Annotated in this window: 18 protein-coding genes; 6 read left to right on the top strand and 12 right to left on the bottom strand. The window is 37.3% G+C overall.

The annotated features are described in order from the left end of the window. Positions 1-4: 4 nt before the first annotated feature. The 10 genes from flgK to MHB44_RS03915 form a co-directional block, all read right to left on the bottom strand. A complete protein-coding gene (gene flgK / locus MHB44_RS03960; protein WP_053993611.1) occupies positions 5-1555 on the bottom strand; it encodes a flagellar hook-associated protein FlgK in 1551 nt (516 codons plus the stop codon). A 16-nt stretch (positions 1556-1571) separates the two neighbouring features. Continuing rightward, positions 1572-2072, bottom strand: coding sequence for a flagellar protein FlgN (locus tag MHB44_RS03955; protein ID WP_053993610.1), 501 nt, complete (start codon positions 2070-2072; stop codon positions 1572-1574). Between the two features lie 15 nt (positions 2073-2087). Continuing rightward, the gene (flgM, locus tag MHB44_RS03950; protein WP_053993609.1) at positions 2088-2348 is read right to left on the bottom strand and encodes a flagellar biosynthesis anti-sigma factor FlgM; all 261 of its coding nucleotides are present in this window, start codon (positions 2346-2348) and stop codon (positions 2088-2090) included. A 122-nt stretch (positions 2349-2470) separates the two neighbouring features. Beyond that, the gene (locus MHB44_RS03945) at positions 2471-2884 is read right to left on the bottom strand and encodes a TIGR03826 family flagellar region protein (RefSeq protein ID WP_053993608.1); all 414 of its coding nucleotides are present in this window, start codon (positions 2882-2884) and stop codon (positions 2471-2473) included. 81 nt (positions 2885-2965) lie between these two features. Further along, positions 2966-3556 carry a ComF family protein gene (locus MHB44_RS03940; protein WP_053993607.1) on the bottom strand — a complete coding sequence of 197 codons (591 nt, stop codon included), beginning with the start codon at positions 3554-3556 and terminating at the stop codon, positions 2966-2968. Further along, positions 3553-4938: a DEAD/DEAH box helicase family protein gene (locus MHB44_RS03935; protein ID WP_053994873.1), complete on the bottom strand. Its 1386-nt coding sequence runs from the start codon at positions 4936-4938 to the stop codon at positions 3553-3555. The genes MHB44_RS03940 and MHB44_RS03935 overlap by 4 nt, the downstream gene beginning before the upstream one ends. A gap of 198 nt (positions 4939-5136) precedes the next feature. Beyond that, positions 5137-5979, bottom strand: a complete 843-nt coding sequence (locus tag MHB44_RS03930; protein WP_341301669.1) for a DegV family protein — start codon at positions 5977-5979, stop codon at positions 5137-5139. A gap of 359 nt (positions 5980-6338) precedes the next feature. Then, on the bottom strand, positions 6339-6887 hold the full coding sequence (locus MHB44_RS03925; RefSeq protein ID WP_341301668.1) for a DUF3225 domain-containing protein: 549 nt from the start codon (positions 6885-6887) through the stop codon (positions 6339-6341). Between the two features lie 261 nt (positions 6888-7148). After that, positions 7149-7823: a response regulator transcription factor gene (locus MHB44_RS03920; RefSeq protein WP_337988233.1), complete on the bottom strand. Its 675-nt coding sequence runs from the start codon at positions 7821-7823 to the stop codon at positions 7149-7151. Between the two features lie 34 nt (positions 7824-7857). Next, positions 7858-9009: a sensor histidine kinase gene (locus MHB44_RS03915; RefSeq protein WP_053993602.1), complete on the bottom strand. Its 1152-nt coding sequence runs from the start codon at positions 9007-9009 to the stop codon at positions 7858-7860. A gap of 146 nt (positions 9010-9155) precedes the next feature. Here MHB44_RS03915 and MHB44_RS03910 point away from each other — a divergent pair, with 146 nt between their 5' ends. Both MHB44_RS03910 and MHB44_RS03905 read left to right on the top strand, forming a co-directional pair. Next, positions 9156-9791 carry a YigZ family protein gene (locus MHB44_RS03910; protein ID WP_341301667.1) on the top strand — a complete coding sequence of 212 codons (636 nt, stop codon included), beginning with the start codon at positions 9156-9158 and terminating at the stop codon, positions 9789-9791. Positions 9792-9967: 176 nt separating this feature from the next. Then, positions 9968-11014, top strand: a complete 1047-nt coding sequence (locus MHB44_RS03905; protein ID WP_341301666.1) for an LCP family protein — start codon at positions 9968-9970, stop codon at positions 11012-11014. A 230-nt stretch (positions 11015-11244) separates the two neighbouring features. Here MHB44_RS03905 and MHB44_RS03900 read toward each other — a convergent pair whose 3' ends face one another. Continuing rightward, positions 11245-12327: an MraY family glycosyltransferase gene (locus tag MHB44_RS03900; protein WP_053993599.1), complete on the bottom strand. Its 1083-nt coding sequence runs from the start codon at positions 12325-12327 to the stop codon at positions 11245-11247. 225 nt (positions 12328-12552) lie between these two features. Here MHB44_RS03900 and secA2 point away from each other — a divergent pair, with 225 nt between their 5' ends. Next, positions 12553-14916 carry an accessory Sec system translocase SecA2 gene (secA2, locus tag MHB44_RS03895; protein ID WP_341301665.1) on the top strand — a complete coding sequence of 788 codons (2364 nt, stop codon included), beginning with the start codon at positions 12553-12555 and terminating at the stop codon, positions 14914-14916. Continuing rightward, positions 14916-15812, top strand: a complete 897-nt coding sequence (locus MHB44_RS03890) for an accessory Sec system S-layer assembly protein (protein ID WP_341301664.1) — start codon at positions 14916-14918, stop codon at positions 15810-15812. The genes secA2 and MHB44_RS03890 overlap by 1 nt, the downstream gene beginning before the upstream one ends. A 93-nt stretch (positions 15813-15905) precedes the next feature. On the opposite strand, the gene MHB44_RS03885 is transcribed toward MHB44_RS03890, so the two are convergent. Then, a complete protein-coding gene (locus MHB44_RS03885; protein ID WP_341301663.1) occupies positions 15906-16799 on the bottom strand; it encodes a LysM peptidoglycan-binding domain-containing protein in 894 nt (297 codons plus the stop codon). Between the two features lie 249 nt (positions 16800-17048). Here MHB44_RS03885 and brnQ point away from each other — a divergent pair, with 249 nt between their 5' ends. Together brnQ and MHB44_RS03875 are read left to right on the top strand one after the other, a co-directional pair. Continuing rightward, positions 17049-18392, top strand: a complete 1344-nt coding sequence (gene brnQ, locus MHB44_RS03880; protein WP_341301662.1) for a branched-chain amino acid transport system II carrier protein — start codon at positions 17049-17051, stop codon at positions 18390-18392. Between the two features lie 320 nt (positions 18393-18712). Beyond that, positions 18713-20086, top strand: coding sequence for a S41 family peptidase (locus MHB44_RS03875; RefSeq protein WP_341301661.1), 1374 nt, complete (start codon positions 18713-18715; stop codon positions 20084-20086). The last annotated feature ends 50 nt before the right edge of the window (positions 20087-20136 follow it).

Below are 20136 nucleotides of genomic sequence, written 5' to 3'. Positions count from 1 at the left end.
ACGATTATAGTCCTACTCGTCCCATTCCATTGATAATTCTATCTAATGTTTCATCTACGACTGTAATCATACGTGCATTGGCGTTGTAGGCTTGTTGAAATGTAATCATATTGGTCATCTCTTCATCCAAATGAACCGAACTCATCGAAGCACGATTATTTGCGATTTGTAAGTGTAGTGCCTGTGAATTTTTCACATTAGTATCTGCCTCTTTCCCTCTGACAGCTAAGTTCCCTGTTATTCCTCTATAGTAGTTTTGAAATGTCGCTTGACCTAAAATAGCATTTGCCTTAGATTGTAACGCTGCTAGTTCAAGCATATTTTTATTATTACCAGATTCACCTGCCGTATCAGATACAGCCACATCTTCTGGATCCGTAATCACTACTCTAAAATCTCTAGCTGTCGTACCACTGAAGAAATCCCGATTGCCCAAAGTGTCATTTAAACCAAAGCCTGCTCGATGAATCGTATTAAACGTGGTAATAAATTCATTAGCTAATGTATCTAAATTGGCTAGCATTTCTGGATAAAGACCTTGCCCTGTATCATGCCCATATGCCTCTATTAGTGCTCGCAAACCTCCACCTTCTTTATGTAGCTGAGCGTAGTTAATAGTAAAAGAACCTGTTGTTGGATCGGCTGGTGGGTCTCCAATAGCAGAAACTCGAAACTCCTGAAACTCTGCAAAACTTCCTGTTGCTGGGTCATCCTCCTCACCATCAACTCGGAGACCATTTCTATCCATCACAGCAAGTGCTGCATATTCTTTGCCCTTCACTAAAGTAATTGGTGCACTGCCATCTGTTGGTACATAAGTAATCGTCATTGTGCCTTCTGCTACATCTTTTGCTAACCCACCAGTTTTTTCTCGTAAAATGGAGACAGGTAACTGTTTATTTAACTCATCCACTAATACATCACGCACATCATATAAATCATTCGGCACATAGCCACTTGGTTCTACCATTTCAATTTGCTTATTAATCTGTGCAATTTGTTTAAGTAACGAGTTGACATTGTCTGTTGTAACCTTGATTTCATTTCCGATGTTCCCCTGAATCTTCTTTAATTGTTGATCCATATAATTGAAGGAGTCTGCAAGGGTTCTCCCGTTAGCAATTAACACTTGACGTGCAGCCGATAACTGTGGATCTTTCGTAATATCCTCCATAGATTTCCAAAAATCTGTAAACGCTTGGTTAATTCCATATTTAGAAGGCTCATCCATTACATCTTCCATTTGTGAAATAGACTTCACCGTGGATTCCCAATAACCTAGCCTATTTGTTTCTTGTCGATATTGTCGATCAATAAATTCATCGCGAATCCGCTGAATCGAGCCTGCTTCTACACCTGTTCCAAGATGACCTGGATAATTGGGTTGGTTCAAACCTGGTCTTGGAAAGCCAGGTGTTGCTTGCATATTAACACGTTGACGAGAATAGCCTAATGTATTGGCATTCGAAATATTATGCCCTGTTGTATATAAAGCCGTTTGTTGTGTGAAGAGACCTCGTTTATTTGTTTCTAAGCCCATAAATGTTGAGCGCATTGTTGTTCCTCCCTTTTTATGCTTGCGAATCGAAATATGATTTTTTCGCTACACTATTTGTACCATGTACCTCACTACTAGAGTAGTTTATTTGCTCTGTACGAGGTTTCAAGGAATCTAATGTTAGGTTAACAATTTGTAGTGATTGGAATACAAGCTTTTGATTTAAGTCATTTTGGTTTCGTAAGTCGTTAATAATTACTAATAAACGATCGCGAACTGCTGATAATGCTTCTTTATCAGCTTGTTGTTCAGCGGCCTCGATGACATCCGCCACAGTTCTATTGTCAGTTGAAGCAACTCCCTTTGCCTCAAAGTAATCCGTTACTTGTTTCTGACGCTGTTGCTCGAACTTATCGATGGCTGCTACATGTGCCTGCTCGTCCTTGAGCAATTGACCCAGTGCTTCGATATCGCCAGCTTTAATAATTTCTGTTTTTTTATAGGCTAGTTCAAGTAAGCTTTTATGCATTCTTTCTAGCATAGTTAATGTAGAACATATCGCTTCTACAGACATATCATGAACACCCCCTTAGAAACGATAATATTTCAGCATGTCCTCTGCTACTTGGCGAGCGTTTACTTTGTATTCACCTGAAGCGATATCCTCTTTCAATTGTTGGACACGTTCTGCGCGCTCAGTGCCATAGGTTGATACCCCTTGCAACTCCTGTGCAGCCTTGGAAATTTCAATTTTATCTGCAAAAGATGCTTTGTTTGTATCCGATTTAACATTGCGTACTTGTTTTTTATAGGCATCCATCGCATGAATACCATAAGATGTAATTTTCATATTGAACCCTCCCATCAAAAAGTCTTCTCTTCCTATTATTTCGGATTGTCTCACATAATGTTAAGTTTTCACATCTAAAAAAGTGTGTTAATTTTGTTTAAAATTAACACACCTCTAATTGTCTAACGCTTACGATCTGAATGATATGTTGCACGATCACGTTCTTCTACACTTTCACGGAATTCCTTTGCCGCTTCAAATGTACGTAAATCTGCCTTTAAATCATCCTGACATTTCGTACAAAGCTTTCCTTTATTCGTAAGATGGCCACAATTATCGCAGGGATAGCCCAAATTAGGAAACATGGCTGGCTGTAAACGTCCTTTACGCACCCATTTATATAATAAATCCTGCTCTGCTCCTGTTGCTTCCACAATACGCTCTACCGTTGCTGCTCGGTTCTCACGTTTACGTAAAAAACGATAAACAATCTGATACAGCTCTTCCTCTGATTGCGCACACTTATGACATACTTCCCTTAAGCCTATATAGTTAAAAAATTCATTACATTTTGGACAATTGCGAACCTCTGCCATCTCTTTTCCTCCTCTTACCAGTCATCGTAATCTATCAATGATATACTCATAATCTATTATATACATAACCGATTCATATTTTCAGCCATCAATTAATGTGAAGTACTGGACATTTTTAGCTCCTGCTGTCATTAACACCTCTATAGCATGCTTTAAAGTTGTTCCTGTAGTTTTTATATCGTCAAAAAGTAGGTAATCTTTATATTCCACCTGTGCCCCTGCCTTTAAACGAAAAAGTGGAGATGCGTGTATGCGCTGGTCTCGATTTTTTGAGCTTTGTGTCTCCGTTGTTGTTTTCTCTAGTAGCTGAATATAGGGAATATACGCTGCCTTTAAAAGCTCCTCGGTATGTGAGAAGGTGCGTTCCTGCTGTTTTATGGGATGCATTGGAATAGGTAGAATAATGGCCTTTTCCTTTTTAAATCGGGTATAAAGCTCCTGCCGAAATACCTTTGCAAGAGCGACATCTTGTAAAAACTTTAATTGATGCAAATACTCTCTCATTGTCTCATTATATTGATAAAGTGCTGTTGTTGATTGTGCAGGGACAAAGCGAGCACTACATTTTTCACAAATAGTTGGCGAAAATTGTTTTGTTAAGAAAGCCTTCCAGGAGATTGTGGTCTTTAGAGGCTGTGAGCATAATAAACACCGAGATTCGATTTTATTCATAACGAAAATCCTTCCTTATTATAAAAAATAATTTTTGCACGTGCTTCATCCATTTTTGTCGTTATACCATGATGAAAAAATCGTATATCTCCATCAGGAAAATCCTTATTCCGCCCAACACGTCCTGCAATTTGAATAAGCGCATTGGCAGTAAAAATCGGGGATTCTGCACCAACAACTGCTACCTGTACATTTCGAATCGTAATGCCTCTTTCTAAAATAGTCGTTGTTAATAGTCCTGGGATTTCCTTATTTCTTAGCTTTAATACCTTTTCTTTACGCTCAGGGTCTTCTGCATGCACAGCGAGTATTTGTTTATTAATGGATTGAAAAAGTAATGCCGCCTTCTCCATTAATGCGACTGTTGGGAAAAATATTAAAAACGGTTCCTTTTGAACAATGCGTTGTTCCGTCCAGTGTTTTAGCTTTTTTGGGATTTTTCCTCGAAAAAAGCTTTTTTCATAGTTCCATAAAGCGTCAAATTGAGGAACTGGTAATGGATGATTATGATAACGTTTTGGGATAAATGAAGTACTTTCATGTTGAAAAGCCTGTTGTAGTTTTAAGGAAGGGGTCGCCGTCACAAAAACAATAGGTGCATCTGCTTTTTTAGCCTTTTCTACAGCTTTTTGCAATGTTTCATCAAATGTATAAGGGAAGGCATCTGCTTCATCAACAATCATCACATCAAATGCCTGATCAAACCGATAAAGCTGATGTGTTGTTGCTAGCACAAGCTGCGCATAGCCATCTTGCTTTGGTGCTCCACCATATAAAGCATGAATCACCGTTTTGGGAAATACCTGTTGAAAACGAGGGTATAGCTCTAATACAACATCCGTGCGTGGCGTAGCAATACAAACACGTAATGCTCGCTTTAATGCATCATGAACAGTTGGAAAAAGTAGCTCGGTTTTTCCAGCCCCGCAAACTGCACTAATAAGATGTGAGCGCTTTGCCTTTACGCTTGCTAATGTTTCATCGGCAGCCTGCTGTTGAAGCTCCGTAAATTGCCCTGTCCATTTTAATACATGCTTACGTTTTTTTATGGCGGTAGGTCCAGTCCAAAGTATTAGCTGTGTACAACTGCTCACCCGCCCCATTTGAATACAATGCCGACAGTAGATACATGGCTGCTGACAGCTTGCACATTCAAATATCGTAAATAGCTCAGGGTCTATATTATGACAACGATTACATTTATTAAATGGATTTTTTTGGATTCCCTCTAGTATATGAAAATATTGATGTGTAATTGCCTTATCAATATCTATGGGTAAAAAAGGTGAATGATTTTTTAACCAAATACGCCCTTCATGAAAATCTCGCAATGCTGGTGGTAATATCCAACCTGTATATTTCATAAATGTTTCTCCTTTCATGGACATAATATTGTTTCGAGCTTGCGTAAAAAAATTTTTCTCAAAATCTATGACACTTGCTGAATAGTAAGCATTCATCTTGTCATCTATGGAGGTGGGCGTCTTCTGTATCTGATGTTTTGCCTTCAATGCAAAAAATTTGCTGCACTAAAATAAAAAAGCCTCTACATTTGCTGTAGAGACCTTCGCACTTATAATTTATTTTTTTGTCCAGCCTAAGCCCATTGCACCTTCACCTAAATGAGTACCGATAACAGGACCAAAATAGCTCAATGTAAAGTTTACATTCGGGTAGGTGGCTGCTAATTGTGCTAACCATGCCTGGGCTTCCTCTTCACAATTGGCATGAATAACAACGGCATTCATCGCCTCATACTTCTTTGCATCTGCTGCTAACAATTCCTCCACACGCTTTAATGCCTTTTTACGTGTCCGAATTTTTTCAAAAGGTACAATAACCTTATCAACAAAATGCAGAACTGGCTTTACTTGCAGCAAGCCACCGATCAGCGCTGCAGCAGAAGATAATCGCCCACCACGCTGTAAATGTGCTAAGTCATCTACAATAAAGTAAGCACGGGTATACTGCTGCATATCCGCTAATGCTGCGAGTATATCTTGTGCTGAAAAGCCCTGTTGCACCATTTCAGCTGCTTTTAATGCAAAAAAGCCTTGAACCGCACAGGATATTTCACTGTCAAAGGCATGAACCTCAATACCTTCCACCATTTCGCCTGCCTGTACGGCCCCTTGATACGTTCCACTAATGCCGCTTGATAAATGAATAGCAATAACCTCATCGTAATCCTTTGCTAGCTCTTCAAAGAGAGCGACAAATTCTCCAATTGGAGGCTGTGTTGTTTTTGGAAACTCTTTTGTGCCACGCACCTTCTCGTAAAATTCAGATGCTGTAATATCTACTTCTTCGGCAAATAATTGACCTGAAATATTGACACTTAATGGTACCATATGAATATTTAAGTGTGCACGCTCCTCAGCTGTAATATATGCTGTACTATCTGTTACGATTGCCGTCCTCATCTAATTGTCCACTCTCCTATTCTTCATAGTTTACAATCATTTTCAACGCGGTGCAATTATTGCTTCAATCAATGATCCTTTGGCTAACTCTCATCTCGATTTTTTCAAATTCGCGAGGGAAATCCTATTTAACCCACTAGAGCCTTTATCTCGATTCAGTGATCATCCTGTCAGCCATTGAATAGAGTGAAAACATGCATTTTTCTCATCCCCTATTGAAGTCGGAGTCTTCTATTGAAATAAGAAAACAATTTATTTTCTACAAAAAGAAATGAATGTGACGTAGGTTTTCTTCCAACGCACATTCGTGTTCTATGTATAAAAGCTATCTTCACTCAGAAGAATGAAGATAGCTATGGTTAATTGCCTGTACTTGATTGTGAATCATCACCAATATAAAAGACGCTTGTGACCTTCCAATCACCATCTTCCTTTACAAAGACCGTGACTTGACGCCCTGCACTTTCATGCTCCACTTCTGTCTCAAGCTGAAGAGAGTGCATTTTCATATTCGCAAACACCTGAGCCTCTTTCTCTGGTTCAAATTTTGCAATTGTGACATTTTCTACTTCACGTTTTATATCAAATTGCTCAAATACTTCTGCTGCGTATACTTTTTCTTCATCGTAGTTAAAGCCTTTTGGGTTCTTCGATATGGTTTCCATATATCGGTCAATTTCTTCAGCATTGAGTGCTGTAATATACTCATCAAAAGAAGCTAAAATCGCTTTTTCTTCTGCATCTGGTACATTGTCAGCCTTTTCAACATTGCCCCCTGTCATCTCAAAACCTACTGTCCCATCATCTATGACCTTTTCTCGTTCTTCATCACTCATCTTCTCATCTTTATTACCACAGGCAGTTAATACCATTAAGATTAAAACTGCTAGAAAACTTTTCTTTAACATCAAAAACCCTCCCGCGCATATTGTAGCATATAAATCCTATCGTAGGAATTTTGTTGTGTATTTTCAACATTTACCTGCTACATCTTCCATATGACGCCTTGAGTGATAAAATGTTGCATGATTTGCATGAAAGTCTACTTGTAATACTGTGAAAGCTCAGCTCATAGCTAGCTCGTTTACTTATGTAGATGGTGTCACTATAAAAAAACTGTTTTAAAAACTACTTCAACATCAAGTAGTTTTTTAAAACAGTTTTGCTTATTAGCGCACTTCAACCCAACCATTTTTAATGGCTGTCACAACAGCTTGTGTACGGTCATTTACATTCATTTTTTGTAGAATACTTGATACATGGTTTTTAACCGTCTTTTCAGAGATAAACAGCGATTCACCAATTGTACGGTTTGATTGGCCGTCTGTTAATAGCTGTAACACTTCACATTCACGTTTTGTTAATAAATGGAATGGACGACGAATTTCAGTTTGGTGGAAATTCCCTTTATTTTCATGTTCTGAAAGGCGACGGAATTCTGCCACTAAATTTTTCGTTACTTTTGGATGTAAATAAGAACCTCCATTGGCAACTACTTTAATCGCCTCTACAATTTCATCTGCATCCATCTCTTTTAGCATATAGCCAAGAGCACCCGATTTCAGTGCATGTGTCACATATGTTTCATCATCATGAATCGACAGCATAATTACTTTTGCATCTGGAAATTCATGAATTAACTCCGCTGTTGCCTCTACGCCATTTTTACCTGGCATATTAATGTCCATTAATACAACATCTGGTTCATTTTCAGCATATAACGTAACTACGTCTGCACCATCGTCACCTTCCGCTACTACATCAAACGTGTCTTCAAAATCCAAAATACGTTTTACTCCTTCACGGAATAACTGGTGATCGTCTACAATAATAATCTTTGTCATGTGTCTTTACCCCCTAAATTTCTGCAACAATTACTTACTCTACTTCTAATGGAATTTTAAATAAAACGGTTGTACCACGATTTATTTCACTAGTAATAGAGAGTGAACCACCTAAAATTTCAATACGTTCCTTCATTCCTAAAATACCAAATGAATGGTCTTTTACTATATGTGGGTCGAAGCCTACACCATCATCTTTTACAACAATATTAACGGCATTCTTTAGCCATTCAAGCTTTACCCAAATATCTTTACATTTACCATGTTTCATGGCATTTGTCACACATTCTTGCACCAATCGGAAAATTGACACCTCATGATTTGAAGGTATACGCTTTTCTGTGCTTCTCGATTGGAAGTGTATTTCGATACCTGGATTGTATTCAGTGACTGTCGATAAATACTTCTTTAATGTCGGAACAATACCTAAATCATCAAGTGCCATTGGTCTTAAATCATAAATAATACGCCGCACTTCAGATAGCGCATTACGCACCGTTTTCTTTAAATCTGCAATTTCAGCCAGTGCCTTGTCAATGCCTTTTTCACGATACGTTCTATCTATTAAATCCGTGCGCATAAGGACATTTGCCAGCATTTGAGCAGGTCCGTCATGAATTTCTCTCGATAAACGCTTGCGCTCTTCCTCCTGTGCTGCAATAATACGTATCCCAAAATCTTGCTTCATTTTGGCTTGTTCAAGCGCTAAACTAACATTTTTTAAATCTTCTGAAGTTAAGTAACTCAAAACGACATTTACCTGATTAACAATATGATCAGCACGTTCAATGGTATCGAGTAGCCCTCTCAATCTTCTCTCTAAATCATCTCTTTTATCACGTAGCTGTTTTTCCTGTGTTCTAATAACGGAGAGCTTCACTTGAAAATCATGCGCCGTTTCATAGGCTTCTCTAACTTGTGCTTCGGTATAATTATCAAAAGCTTTACTTACTAGCACAAGCCTTTGCTTAGCAAGCTGTGTACTTTTTTCTAAAGCATCACCTTCATCAATTACGATGGATATTTGTTTTCGAACAATTTCTAACTCATTTTGCATATCTTCAAAGCTTCTTCGACTTTGTTCACTTATAATAAAGATATCGTCCTTTGAGCTCATAATTGTATCTAACATTCGATCAAAAATGTCATCAAGTGACTTTAAATCGAAGGTATCATTTGAAAACATAGTATACTCCCCAGTCTAATGATTACTTACTATTTGAATAGACCTAATTAGTCTACACCTATTATAGCACCACCATGCTAAAATTTAATGCTTTTTCTTTACGAAAATTATAAAATGGAACTCGAATTAAAAGGAGATTGATACAAATGAGAGAAAATTATTTAACCGTAAAAGGATATGGTGAGAGTGAAATTATTATTTCTAAATCTCGCTTCCTCACTTATATAGAACGCGCAGAAGCGGAAGAGGATGCAATTGCCTTTATCGACAGCATCAAAAAAAGGCATCAGAATGCTACTCATAATTGCTCAGCTTATATTATTGGCGAACATGACCATATTCAAAAGGCCAATGACGATGGGGAACCTAGTGGTACAGCAGGCGTCCCTATGTTAGAGGTTTTAAAAAAGCAGGGTCTAAAAGATACAGTTGTTGTGGTCACAAGATATTTCGGCGGTATTAAGCTAGGCGGCGGTGGTCTAATTCGCGCATATGGAAAAGCAACAACAGAGGGTTTGATGGCTGCCCAAATTGTGGAACGAAAGCTCCATCATTTTATGAAAGTTGCTATTGATTACACATGGCTAGGAAAAGTTGAAAATGAAATAAGAGGCTCATCTTATACACTAGAGGAAATACGTTATTTAGAGGGCGTCGAAATTATTGTTTCTGTGTCAAAGGAGGAAGAAGAGCAGTTCCGAAATTGGATCACAGACATCACAAATGGCCAAGCAACCATCACTTTCGAAAATGCACAATTTATAGAATTTATTGTTAGATAAATAGTTTTAATTGTCGAATCGAATTATGCATAGTATAATTTTTATGTTAGGCTATTTTTATTGACCACATATGTATCCATTAATTACATTTTAATTTTAAATTGTATTTGCACAAAAGATAAATTTAGCTTCATCGCATTATTATTCCCATTAATTTAGAGGAGAATATATTAAATATGAAAAAAAGGTCAATCAGTAAAAAAAGATCTTCTAAAGCTTCCCTAATTATAAAAGTTACACTTCTATTAGCTGCTAGTTTGGTAATTTGTGTAGTTGCCTATGGGGTGTACCTTACAAAACAGGTCGAACACGCTGCAAACTCAGCTCATGAAGTATTAGAAGGTCGAGAGGCTCCTCCACTGCGTGAAGCAAAAGTAGAGCCTATACACGATAATGTGTCCATTTTATTTGTCGGGGTTGATGATAGTGATAAACGTGAGCAAGGCTCTGACAACTCTCGTTCTGATGCACTGATTTTAGCTACATTAAATAATAAAACAAACTCAGTGAAGATGTTAAGTATTCCGCGTGATTCTTATGTTTATATTCCGGGAGTCGGCTTTAAGGATAAAATTACGCATGCACACGCTTTCGGTGGAACACTTACGACTATCGAAACGGTAGAAGAATTATTCGATATTCCCATCGACTATTATGTGCGAATGAACTTCAATGCCTTTATTGATGTTGTCGATGCTTTAGGCGGCATTGAAGTAGAAGTACCTTATGCTTTGCATGAATTAGATGAATTTGATAAATATACAATTAATTTAGAATCAGGATTACAACATTTAAATGGTAGTGAGGCTCTTGCTCTTGCACGAACACGTAAACTAGATAGTGATATTGAACGCGGTAAACGTCAGCAGGAGATTTTATCAGCCATTATTAAAAAAACTGCCTCTGTTGAATCCATCACAAAATATGATGATGTCATTAAAGCACTCGGTGATAATATGAAGACAGATATGACATTCGCAGAAATGAAATCCTTCTTATCGTATTTAACACAAGGTGTACCACGTATCGACTCATTAACATTAGATGGTCAGGATGATACATCTACAGGTATTTATTATTACCAATTAGAGCAAAGTTCTGTTAGAGAAATACAGGAAATTTTCAAAAATCATCTTGAACTCAATGAAAGCTCATCAAGCCTAACAAATAGCACAACAGGCACAAACAGTGCTGCCAGCGATGAAACCTCAGAAATCAAATAAGTAAATTTTTAAAGACCATGGACAAAATAATAATTGTCTATGGTCTTTTTTTATTGAAATTAATGACGAACCCTCTATGTAGGGATAGACTGCTCTATTTGACGGATAAAGCACCAGATTGGGTCAATAAACCCTGCGATTTGATCGATAACCCCATAAGACCTCCTGATTCAATGATCGAAATACCACAAAAAAAGCAATCACACACGGTTGTATGATTGCTTTATTGTTTATTTATTAAAGATCCGTACAAAATTTAATAACGGTTTGTAGTTCTTACCTGCGAGTCCAATGATCTCAACAAAGATTTCAATGGCTGTCAATATTACGGCTACCAGTAAAATCGCGCCCCATACTTTTGCCATTGAGAAAATAATGGCTGCTAAGCCAAACATCATCGCAATTCCATAAATAAGTAGTACTGTTTGACGATGTGTGAAGCCCATATCCAGTAGACGGTGATGTAAATGTGATTTATCTGGATCAGACCATTTTTTCTTCATACGTAAACGACGAACGATAGCAAAGAATGTATCAGAAATTGGTACACCAAGAATAATAATTGGAATGATTAATGAAACGAATGTAACGTTTTTAAAACCAAGTAACGCTAATACCGAAATCATAAAGCCAAGGAATAACGCCCCTGTATCACCCATAAAGATTTTCGCTGGATGGAAATTATAAAATAAAAAGCCCAGTGATGCTACAGCTAAAATGGCTGCAATTGCTAAAACAAACATATTGCTCATAATAAACGCCATCACTGCTAGTGTAATCAACGCAATTGTTGAAACCCCTGCCGCTAAACCATCTAAGCCATCAATTAAATTAATGGCATTTGTAATACCAACAATCCAAATAATTGTTAATGGAATGCTTAGTAAACCAAAATCTAATGTACCTAAAAACGGTAAATTCACCATTTCAATTTGAATGCCTCCGACAAAAACGATAATGAGTGCAGCCGCAAGCTGTCCCAGCATTTTTGCCTTAGCAGAAATTTCACGCATATCATCGACAACACCAGTGGCAACAATAATACATGCACCAATAATAATTGCCAATAAATAAGTATCACTATCATTTTTAGCATTTCTTAAAATGTCCATTAAAAACGGATATAAAATCGCTACACCAATTATAAACGCAAGGAAAATTGCCAATCCACCAAGTCTCGGCATAATTCGAGCATGTACTTTTCGATAGTTTGGCGCATCGACTGCACCTATTCTAAATGCTAAACGCTTCACTACTGGAGTTAATAAAATGGATGCAATAAATGCTGCTATTAAAGACACGTAAAGAAGCATGTCTCTCCTCCTCAAAAAAGTAATCTACATTGAAATCCACATTGATTATAGCATGAACAAGCATTGAAATATACTTTTTCTAAAAATTTTCCACGATTTCACAAATATTTTGTACATTTTAGTACTCATAGATTCCCATATAGTCAGTTGTAGTCACCATTCGTAAAATTTGATAGAATAATGAAGTGTCTAGCACTTAGACAACTTAAAAGGAGCGTATATTCCATGTTCTCAATTTTCAAAAGTAACAAAGAGCAAACAAGTGCTCGTCAATTAAAGCGCTACTATAAAATAGTAGAACAAATTAACAACCTTGAAGAAAAATATGTCAACAAGTCAGATGCTGAATTGCGAGAAATGACTTTTATTTTCAAAGATCAATTAGATCAAGGTGAGCCTATTACAGCTATTATTCCAGATGCTTTTGCTGTTGTACGCGAAGCCTCAAAGCGTGTGTTAGGCATGCGTCATTTTGATGTACAGCTTATCGGTGGTCTTGTTTTAACAGAAGGCAATATTGCTGAAATGCCTACAGGTGAAGGTAAAACGCTTGTTGCTTCCCTTCCCTCCTATGTCCGTGCATTAGAAGGTAAAGGCGTCCACGTTATTACTGTGAATGATTATTTAGCGAAACGTGACTTTGAATTAGTTGGACAAATTCATCGTTTCCTTGGTTTAACTGTAGGGTTAAATATACCAATGATGGAACCAGATGCGAAGAAAGAAGCCTATAATGCTGATATCACATACGGTGTAGGGACTGAATTTGGCTTCGACTATTTACGTGATAATATGGCTTACAGCTTAGCGGATAAAGCACAACGTCCTTATCATTTTGCCATTATTGATGAAGTGGACAGCGTATTAATTGATGAAGCCAAAACACCATTAATTATTGCGGGTAAAATGCCATCTAATGGTGAATTACATCGCATCGCAGCTATGTTAGCTAAACGTTTCAAAAAAGATGAAGATTATGATTTCGATGATGAAACAAAAGCTACTTCCCTTACAGATAAAGGAATTGAAAAGGTGGAGGCTGCCTTCAATGTTGATAATCTGTATGACTTAGAGCATCAAACACTTTTCCACTATGTGATTCAAGCTGTTCGTGCACATGTGATGTTTGAGCGCGATGTTGATTACATTGTAAAAGATGACAAAATTGAGCTTGTTGATATGTTTACAGGGCGTATCTTAGAAGGGCGTTCACTATCTGATGGTCTACATCAAGCAATTGAAGCAAAAGAAGGTGTGACAATTACAGATGAAAATAAATCACAGGCGCAAATTACCATTCAAAACTATTTCCGTATGTATCCGCACCTTTCTGGAATGACAGGTACAGCGAAAACACAGGAAAAAGAAATAATGGAAGTATACGGCATGGAGGTTGTGCAAATTCCAACAAACCGTCCACGTCGACGTATCGATCAACCTGACCTTATTTTTAGCACACAAGAGGCAAAATATAAGTATGTGACTGCTGAAGCGAAAAAACGTCATGAAAAAGGGCAACCTATCTTAATCGGTACAACATCTATCCTCCAATCTGAAACAGTGGCTGAGTATTTGAAAAAGGAAAACCTACAATTTCAATTATTAAATGCCAAAACAGTTGAGCAAGAAGTTGAGTTGATTTCACAAGCAGGTCAAAAAGGTCGTATTACTGTTGCGACAAATATGGCGGGTCGTGGTACAGATATTATGCTTGGTGAAGGTGTTCCTGAGCTTGGTGGTTTATATGTAATCGGTACAGAAAAACATGAAAGCCGCCGTGTAGACAATCAGCTACGTGGTCGTTCTGGCCGTCAGGGAGATGTAGGTGAGAGCCGCTTTATTCTCTCTATTGAAGATGATATGTTCCGCCGCTATGCAAAAGAAGAGGTGGAAAAATTCATAGCTAAAATGGTTGTGGACGAACAAGGTGTCATCCAAAATAAAGAGGTACAAGAACTTATTAACCGTACACAACGCATTGTTGAAGGCTCTCAATATGGCATGCGTGAATACAACTTAAAATTAGATGATGTGATTAACGATCAACGGACGGTTCTTTATGGTCTACGTGACCAAATTTTAGCTGGCGACAATATATTAGAGCAATTGAAACAAATGCTCTATGAAACGGTAGATTTTGCAGTGCGTGATGCCGCCCCTGACGATATTCCTTCGTTCGAATGGGATTACGAAGGAATTGAAAGAACTTTAAATAGCCTTTTCTTAAGTCCTGTAACAATTGATCGAGAGGTTGGCAAGGTTATACCGATTTTAGATTCCCTACAGGCGCCTGTAGATGAATTGACTGCAAAAATGGACAAATTCGCTCAAAATGAACAGGTGATGGAAGTAATTCCCAAAGTTATGCTAAGCTATTTAGATAGTGGATGGGTGAAACATTTAGAGGCGATGGCCCATTTAAAAGAAGGTATTGGACTTCGCCATTACCAGCAAGAAGACCCTATGCGTATTTATCAACGTGAAGGTTTAGAATTATTCGGTAAAAACTTCCAAGAATTACGTCGTTCGATTATTGTAGAAGTTATCGATTTTATGAAAACAATTGAAGCACAACTGGAGGAACAATAATGGGCTTATTTTCATTTTTTAAGAAATCAGATAAAGTAGTGCAGGAAAATACCATTGATTCAAAGGATTTACTAGGAAATAATGGAACGAATCAAAGCAGCGATGAGGAAGTAGAGACAAAGCTTTCTTTCCATCCCGATTGGGACGTACCCCAAGAGCAAAAATACATTTTTAATTTCCTTGCAAATGAACTAGAACCATTAAAGCCAAATCAATTATCATTATCTTCTATTAGTATTGAAGAAGATCGTTTTGGAAAATGGCATGTCCGTGCATTTTTCCGCTCATCCCTTTCTGAAGCCATTGAATTAGGTGAAATTGAACTTTTCATCATGGATAAAGACGATAAACTTATAGCTTCTAAGAGATTTGACTTTAAAGCACTTGGCACAATTCCTGCTAAAAGTGCTCGTCCTTGGGTATTTGAGTTTGAAAAATCTACCATTCAAGTTGATGAAGTGCCTGAAGATGGTTGGAAATTGGCATTTAATCTAGTATCTTTACGTGAACATCAATTAGAATTAGACCCTACTTGGGAAGAACAATTACCAGCAGAGCAAAAAGAAGAGCTTGCTAAAATTGTTAAAACTTTACCAAAATTAAATGATACAGAGGTAAACTTTACAGGTTTGCAAGCGAAATTTATAAATAATGGCAGCTTAAATGTTTCTATTTTTATTCGTAATGGACATAGTAAAGCGATTAACTTAGAACAACTACCTCTCGAGATTATTGACGCAAGAGGGAAACAAATCGCCAAAGGTTCTTTTAAAATGGACCCAGTTCTTACTGTCCAACCAAATTCAACAAAGCCATGGACATTTATTTTCCCTAAAGAGTTAGTGAATCCAAAAGGTGCTGACCTTTCCCGCTGGACAGCACGTGTCACACAATAACATCAAAAACAAAGCGACCGCATGATATCAAATATTCATGCGGTTTTCTCTACATAAAAAGCGATTTCTGTCTTAGCAGAAATCGCTCTATTATCATTTTACGCTATCGAAACGTTTATAGGCTACTAATTTGGAAGCCCAATATGTGTGCGTAACATCAGAGATTTCAACACCATCTGAACCCGCATGGATAAACTTATTATCACCAAGATAAATACCCATATGAGAAATGCCTTCCTTATAAGTGTTTTCAAAAAATACTAAATCTCCAGGTACTGGATTTTTCACCTGTACTGTACTGCCATTAAAATACCCTTCGCTGCTTGTTCTTCCTATTTTTAAGCCGCCTTGATTAAAAGTGTAGAAAATAAAGCCACTACAATCGAGACCTACAGGTGTATTGCCACCATATAGGTATGGTGTACCTACCAATGTATTGGCTACTTCTATTGTTTTGCTATAAATAGATTGTCCACTTACTGTAGGCTCTTTTGTAATTACTTTTGATGGTGTACCCGTATCCGAAGTTCCATCATTATGTATAGCACCTCTATCAGGTATCACTACAGTTAAAGAAAGCTTTAACACTTGTCCAATATAGATTGTGTCATTCTCTAGCTTATTCCACTCTTTAATATCCTTAATTGTCACATTATAGTGCTTAGCAATTTTTGATAATGTATCTCCTTTTGCGACTGTATGAGCATTAGCTGTCGGTTTAGTAGATGCAGGTGGACTAGAAGGTTTTAGTCCTGTATCTGTTGATGGCCTTTGAACCTCCAGCTTCTGAGCCACATAAATCGTATCCTTCGATAGATTATTCCACTTCATAATATCGCTAATTGTTACCTGGTGCTTTTGAGCGATTTTTGTTAGAGTATCTCCTTTTTGTACAGTGTATGTTGCTGCTTCTGCTGTTTGTATTGCTAAAAATGAAGTGGCAATTGTACTTAAAACTAAAATTCTCCACTTTTTTGTTTTTTTCATACCCAAAATGCCCCCGTTCATGCTAAAATATTTTCTTGTGTGTCTATCATACTAGATATTTCTTTTATGGAAATCGGAAATACTGACTATTTTTCAAACATTTTAGTAATCTTATAAAATCCGATAAAAACCGACTATATTACAATAGTTTTTTCATTGCAAGAATGTCGCCCCTATGATAACATACACATCTGTATTTAAAATTTTTTGAAAGTTTTAGCTTTTCAATTTTAAAGGAGTCTTAACATTATGAAAAACATCTTGCATTTCATCAAGGAGAATTTAGCAGTAGGTCTACTACTATTTGCCTTGTTTTTGGGTGCTGGTAATATTATCTTTCCACCATTATTAGGGCAACAAGCTGGCGGCAATATTACGCTAGCGATGATTGGATTTCTCATAACGGGGGTTGGTCTACCACTGCTGGCGATCGTAGCGGTGGCCAAAGCAGGTGGCGATTTACAGCTACTTGCGAATCGTGTGAGCCCTGCTTTTGGTGTGATATTTACATCAATCGTCTATTTAGCAATTGGACCATTCTTTGCCATACCACGAACAGGATCAGTATCTTATGAAATCGGCATTGCCCCATTGCTTCCTGAGGCTATCGCTGCTCATTGGGCACCGCTTCTCATTACATCCGTTATATTTTTTGCTCTAATCCTTTACTTATCCTTCAATCCTTCCAAGCTAGTTGATCGGATAGGCAAAATTTTAACACCTGTGCTTCTACTTATTATTTTATTGTTAGCAGGAAAAAGCTTTATCTCTCCAATGGGGGAACCAGGGGAAGCTGTAGGCAAGTATATCACTGCTCCGTTTGCTGAAGGCTTTGTCCAAGGCTATTTAACAATGGATGTACTAGCTGCACTTGTTTTCGGTATCGTGATTTTACAGGCATTGCGTAATATGGGGGTAACAGATAAGAAAAAACAAGTGAATACTACAATATTTGCAGGTGTTGTTGCGGCTTTGGGCTTATCATTTGTCTATATTTCACTTAGTCAAATTGGCAATACAAGTATTGATGCTATTGGAACATCTGAAAATGGCGGAAATATTATTGCAAAATCAGCTGAAGTACTTTTTGGTAGTCTCGGAAGTCTTATTTTGTCTGCTACTATTTTACTAGCTTGCATCTCAACGGCTGTTGGTTTATTGACAGCAAATGCACAATATTTTCATAAGCTATTTCCTAAAATTTCATATAAAAGTTTTTTAATCATCTTTACTATTTTTAGTATGGCTATTACCAATGTAGGACTTTCAACAATTATTAGTGCTTCTTTACCTGTTTTACTTATTATTTATCCATTAGCAATAGTGCTAATGATACTATCATTAGCAGATCAGCTCTTTAAAGGTGGACAAATAGTTTATATTTTAGCTCTTATCCCAACCTTCTTTGTCAGTCTATATGATGGCTTAAAGGAGATGAAGATAGAGCTCGTAGCTTATGAAAATCTATTAAAGATATTGCCATTATACGAGCAAAGCCTTGGATGGCTTTTACCAGCGATTATTGGTGCATGCCTTGGCTTTATTCTTCATAAGCTTAAAGTTGCAATGTTGCCTAAAAAACACCTTACTTAGTCGATCAGCCTGAAAGTGGTTGGGACAAAAGTGTTTCAGTCAACAAAAAAATCGAACTATCCAATGAAACGCTCATAAAGTGTTTTGGAATAGTTCGGTTTTTCGATTTATCATGTTTTGTTAATTTAGAGATTATTCGAAGAAACCATTTAGTTATGTTCCCGTCTCTTTATTTATTTTCCACTATTTTCACTGCTTCATGTATAATAAAAGTAGATACTCAATTTGTAAAATGGGCCCATCCATTTATAACCATACCTATTGGATGACGAATTAGTGCGAGTATAATTTTTGTTGAGTTTCTAGAAAAGAGGTGTCCTTTGAAAAAATTAATATGGTCGTTTGTATTTGTGCTAAGCTTCTTCCTCCTCCCCATCACTGCCACGCATGCTGCTAGTCATGAACAACAGCTTGTTAAGGAAATTAAAGAGGTTATTAAAAATACTTATGTCGGAACCATTGATGGAGACTTAAAGAGTGCCACATCCATCTCAGAAATCATAGATATGCTTGATCCTTACTCCACGTATTTTACAGAGCAAGAGTTTGAAGATTATATGAACAGTATTAACCTAGCAACAATTGGGATTGGTGTTGTTATCGAAGAGCATAATGATGGTATTTTGATTAAAGATGTTATTGAAGGCAGTGGAGCCTTTGAGGCAGATGTACAAGCTGGAGATATTATTATTGCTATTAATGGAAAATCCATCGCGGGATCTTCTGTACAGGAAGCTTCTTCTTCACTACTAGGGAATGAAGATACTCAAGTAAAAATTACACTCAAGCATAATGATGAAACAATATCCACTAAAACCATCACACGTAAAAAATTTGCATTACCAAATATACAATCCGAGTTACTTTTTGGAAATGTAGGCTATATAGCAATGGCCTCCTTTTCAGAGGATGGCGCACAGCTTGTAAAGAAAGCCCTATTGGACCTAAAACAGCGTGGTGCTACCTCGTTTATTCTCGATTTACAAAATAATGGTGGGGGCTATGTCACAACAGCTGAGGAACTTACAGGTTTATTCCCATCAGCTAAGGTTGCCTATTTATTAGAGGAGGCGCATGGTACCTATACCATACCTGCTGCTCATCAAGATGCAAAGTTTCCAGCCAACACTCGTATTTTAGTGAATCGTTATAGTGCAAGTGCTTCTGAAATGCTTGCCGCTTCATTGCAGGATCAAAAAGCGGCGATTTTATACGGTGAAACAACTTATGGAAAAGGCGCAATGCAGGGCTTCTATACGCTACAGGATGGCAGCTACTTAAAGCTAACGGTTGGTAAATTTACAGGACCTGATCAAAAAGCTATTCATGAGGTTGGTGTGAAGCCTAATATTCAAACAACAGCAGCTCCGATTTTCCAAGCACACTTTGATGCACTAAAGGAGCAATATCCAAAATATAAAAAGCTCTCAAATGTTAAAAATAGTACCAATACTCAAAAGCTAACGATAAAAATTCCTTCATTGCTAACATCACAAATAGCGAAGGGACACATTCAACTAGTAGCATTAGGGGCTAATGAAGTGTCAGCAAGCGCTAAAGTGACAGGGAATTCCATTATAGTAACACCCACAAATCCTTTATCATTAGACCAAGAGTATATGCTATTTATCCATCCAAATGCACATAGTAAAGTACAAAAAGGCTATTACCAACATATTAAAATAACAAGTTAAAAAACTCTCTCGCTATAGAGGAGTATAGACAAATAAAAAAGCATCTTCGA

Source organism: Lysinibacillus sp. FSL H8-0500 (genome assembly GCF_038051955.1).
Taxonomy (GTDB): domain Bacteria; phylum Bacillota; class Bacilli; order Bacillales_A; family Planococcaceae; genus Lysinibacillus; species Lysinibacillus macroides.
Note: the sequence above shows the minus strand (reverse complement) of the source record. Positions and strands in the feature narration are given on the sequence as shown.

Excerpts from the sequence above, each read along its gene's own strand:
- MHB44_RS03905 (WP_341301666.1), top strand. The coding sequence starts at position 9,968 with ATGAAAAAAAGGTCAATCAGTAAAAAAAGATCTTCTAAAGCTTCCCTA.
- MHB44_RS03890 (WP_341301664.1), top strand. The coding sequence starts at position 14,916 with ATGGGCTTATTTTCATTTTTTAAGAAATCAGATAAAGTAGTGCAGGAA.
- MHB44_RS03940 (WP_053993607.1), bottom strand. The coding sequence starts at position 3,556 with ATGAATAAAATCGAATCTCGGTGTTTATTATGCTCACAGCCTCTAAAG.
- MHB44_RS03920 (WP_337988233.1), bottom strand. The coding sequence starts at position 7,823 with ATGACAAAGATTATTATTGTAGACGATCACCAGTTATTCCGTGAAGGA.
- MHB44_RS03925 (WP_341301668.1), bottom strand. The coding sequence starts at position 6,887 with ATGTTAAAGAAAAGTTTTCTAGCAGTTTTAATCTTAATGGTATTAACT.
- MHB44_RS03930 (WP_341301669.1), bottom strand. The coding sequence starts at position 5,979 with ATGAGGACGGCAATCGTAACAGATAGTACAGCATATATTACAGCTGAG.
- secA2 (WP_341301665.1), top strand. The coding sequence starts at position 12,553 with ATGTTCTCAATTTTCAAAAGTAACAAAGAGCAAACAAGTGCTCGTCAA.
- brnQ (WP_341301662.1), top strand. The coding sequence starts at position 17,049 with ATGAAAAACATCTTGCATTTCATCAAGGAGAATTTAGCAGTAGGTCTA.
- flgK (WP_053993611.1), bottom strand. The coding sequence starts at position 1,555 with ATGCGCTCAACATTTATGGGCTTAGAAACAAATAAACGAGGTCTCTTC.
- MHB44_RS03935 (WP_053994873.1), bottom strand. The coding sequence starts at position 4,938 with ATGAAAGGAGAAACATTTATGAAATATACAGGTTGGATATTACCACCA.
- MHB44_RS03955 (WP_053993610.1), bottom strand. The coding sequence starts at position 2,072 with ATGTCTGTAGAAGCGATATGTTCTACATTAACTATGCTAGAAAGAATG.
- MHB44_RS03945 (WP_053993608.1), bottom strand. The coding sequence starts at position 2,884 with ATGGCAGAGGTTCGCAATTGTCCAAAATGTAATGAATTTTTTAACTAT.
- MHB44_RS03900 (WP_053993599.1), bottom strand. The coding sequence starts at position 12,327 with ATGCTTCTTTACGTGTCTTTAATAGCAGCATTTATTGCATCCATTTTA.
- MHB44_RS03885 (WP_341301663.1), bottom strand. The coding sequence starts at position 16,799 with ATGAAAAAAACAAAAAAGTGGAGAATTTTAGTTTTAAGTACAATTGCC.
- MHB44_RS03915 (WP_053993602.1), bottom strand. The coding sequence starts at position 9,009 with ATGTTTTCAAATGATACCTTCGATTTAAAGTCACTTGATGACATTTTT.
- flgM (WP_053993609.1), bottom strand. The coding sequence starts at position 2,348 with ATGAAAATTACATCTTATGGTATTCATGCGATGGATGCCTATAAAAAA.
- MHB44_RS03910 (WP_341301667.1), top strand. The coding sequence starts at position 9,156 with ATGAGAGAAAATTATTTAACCGTAAAAGGATATGGTGAGAGTGAAATT.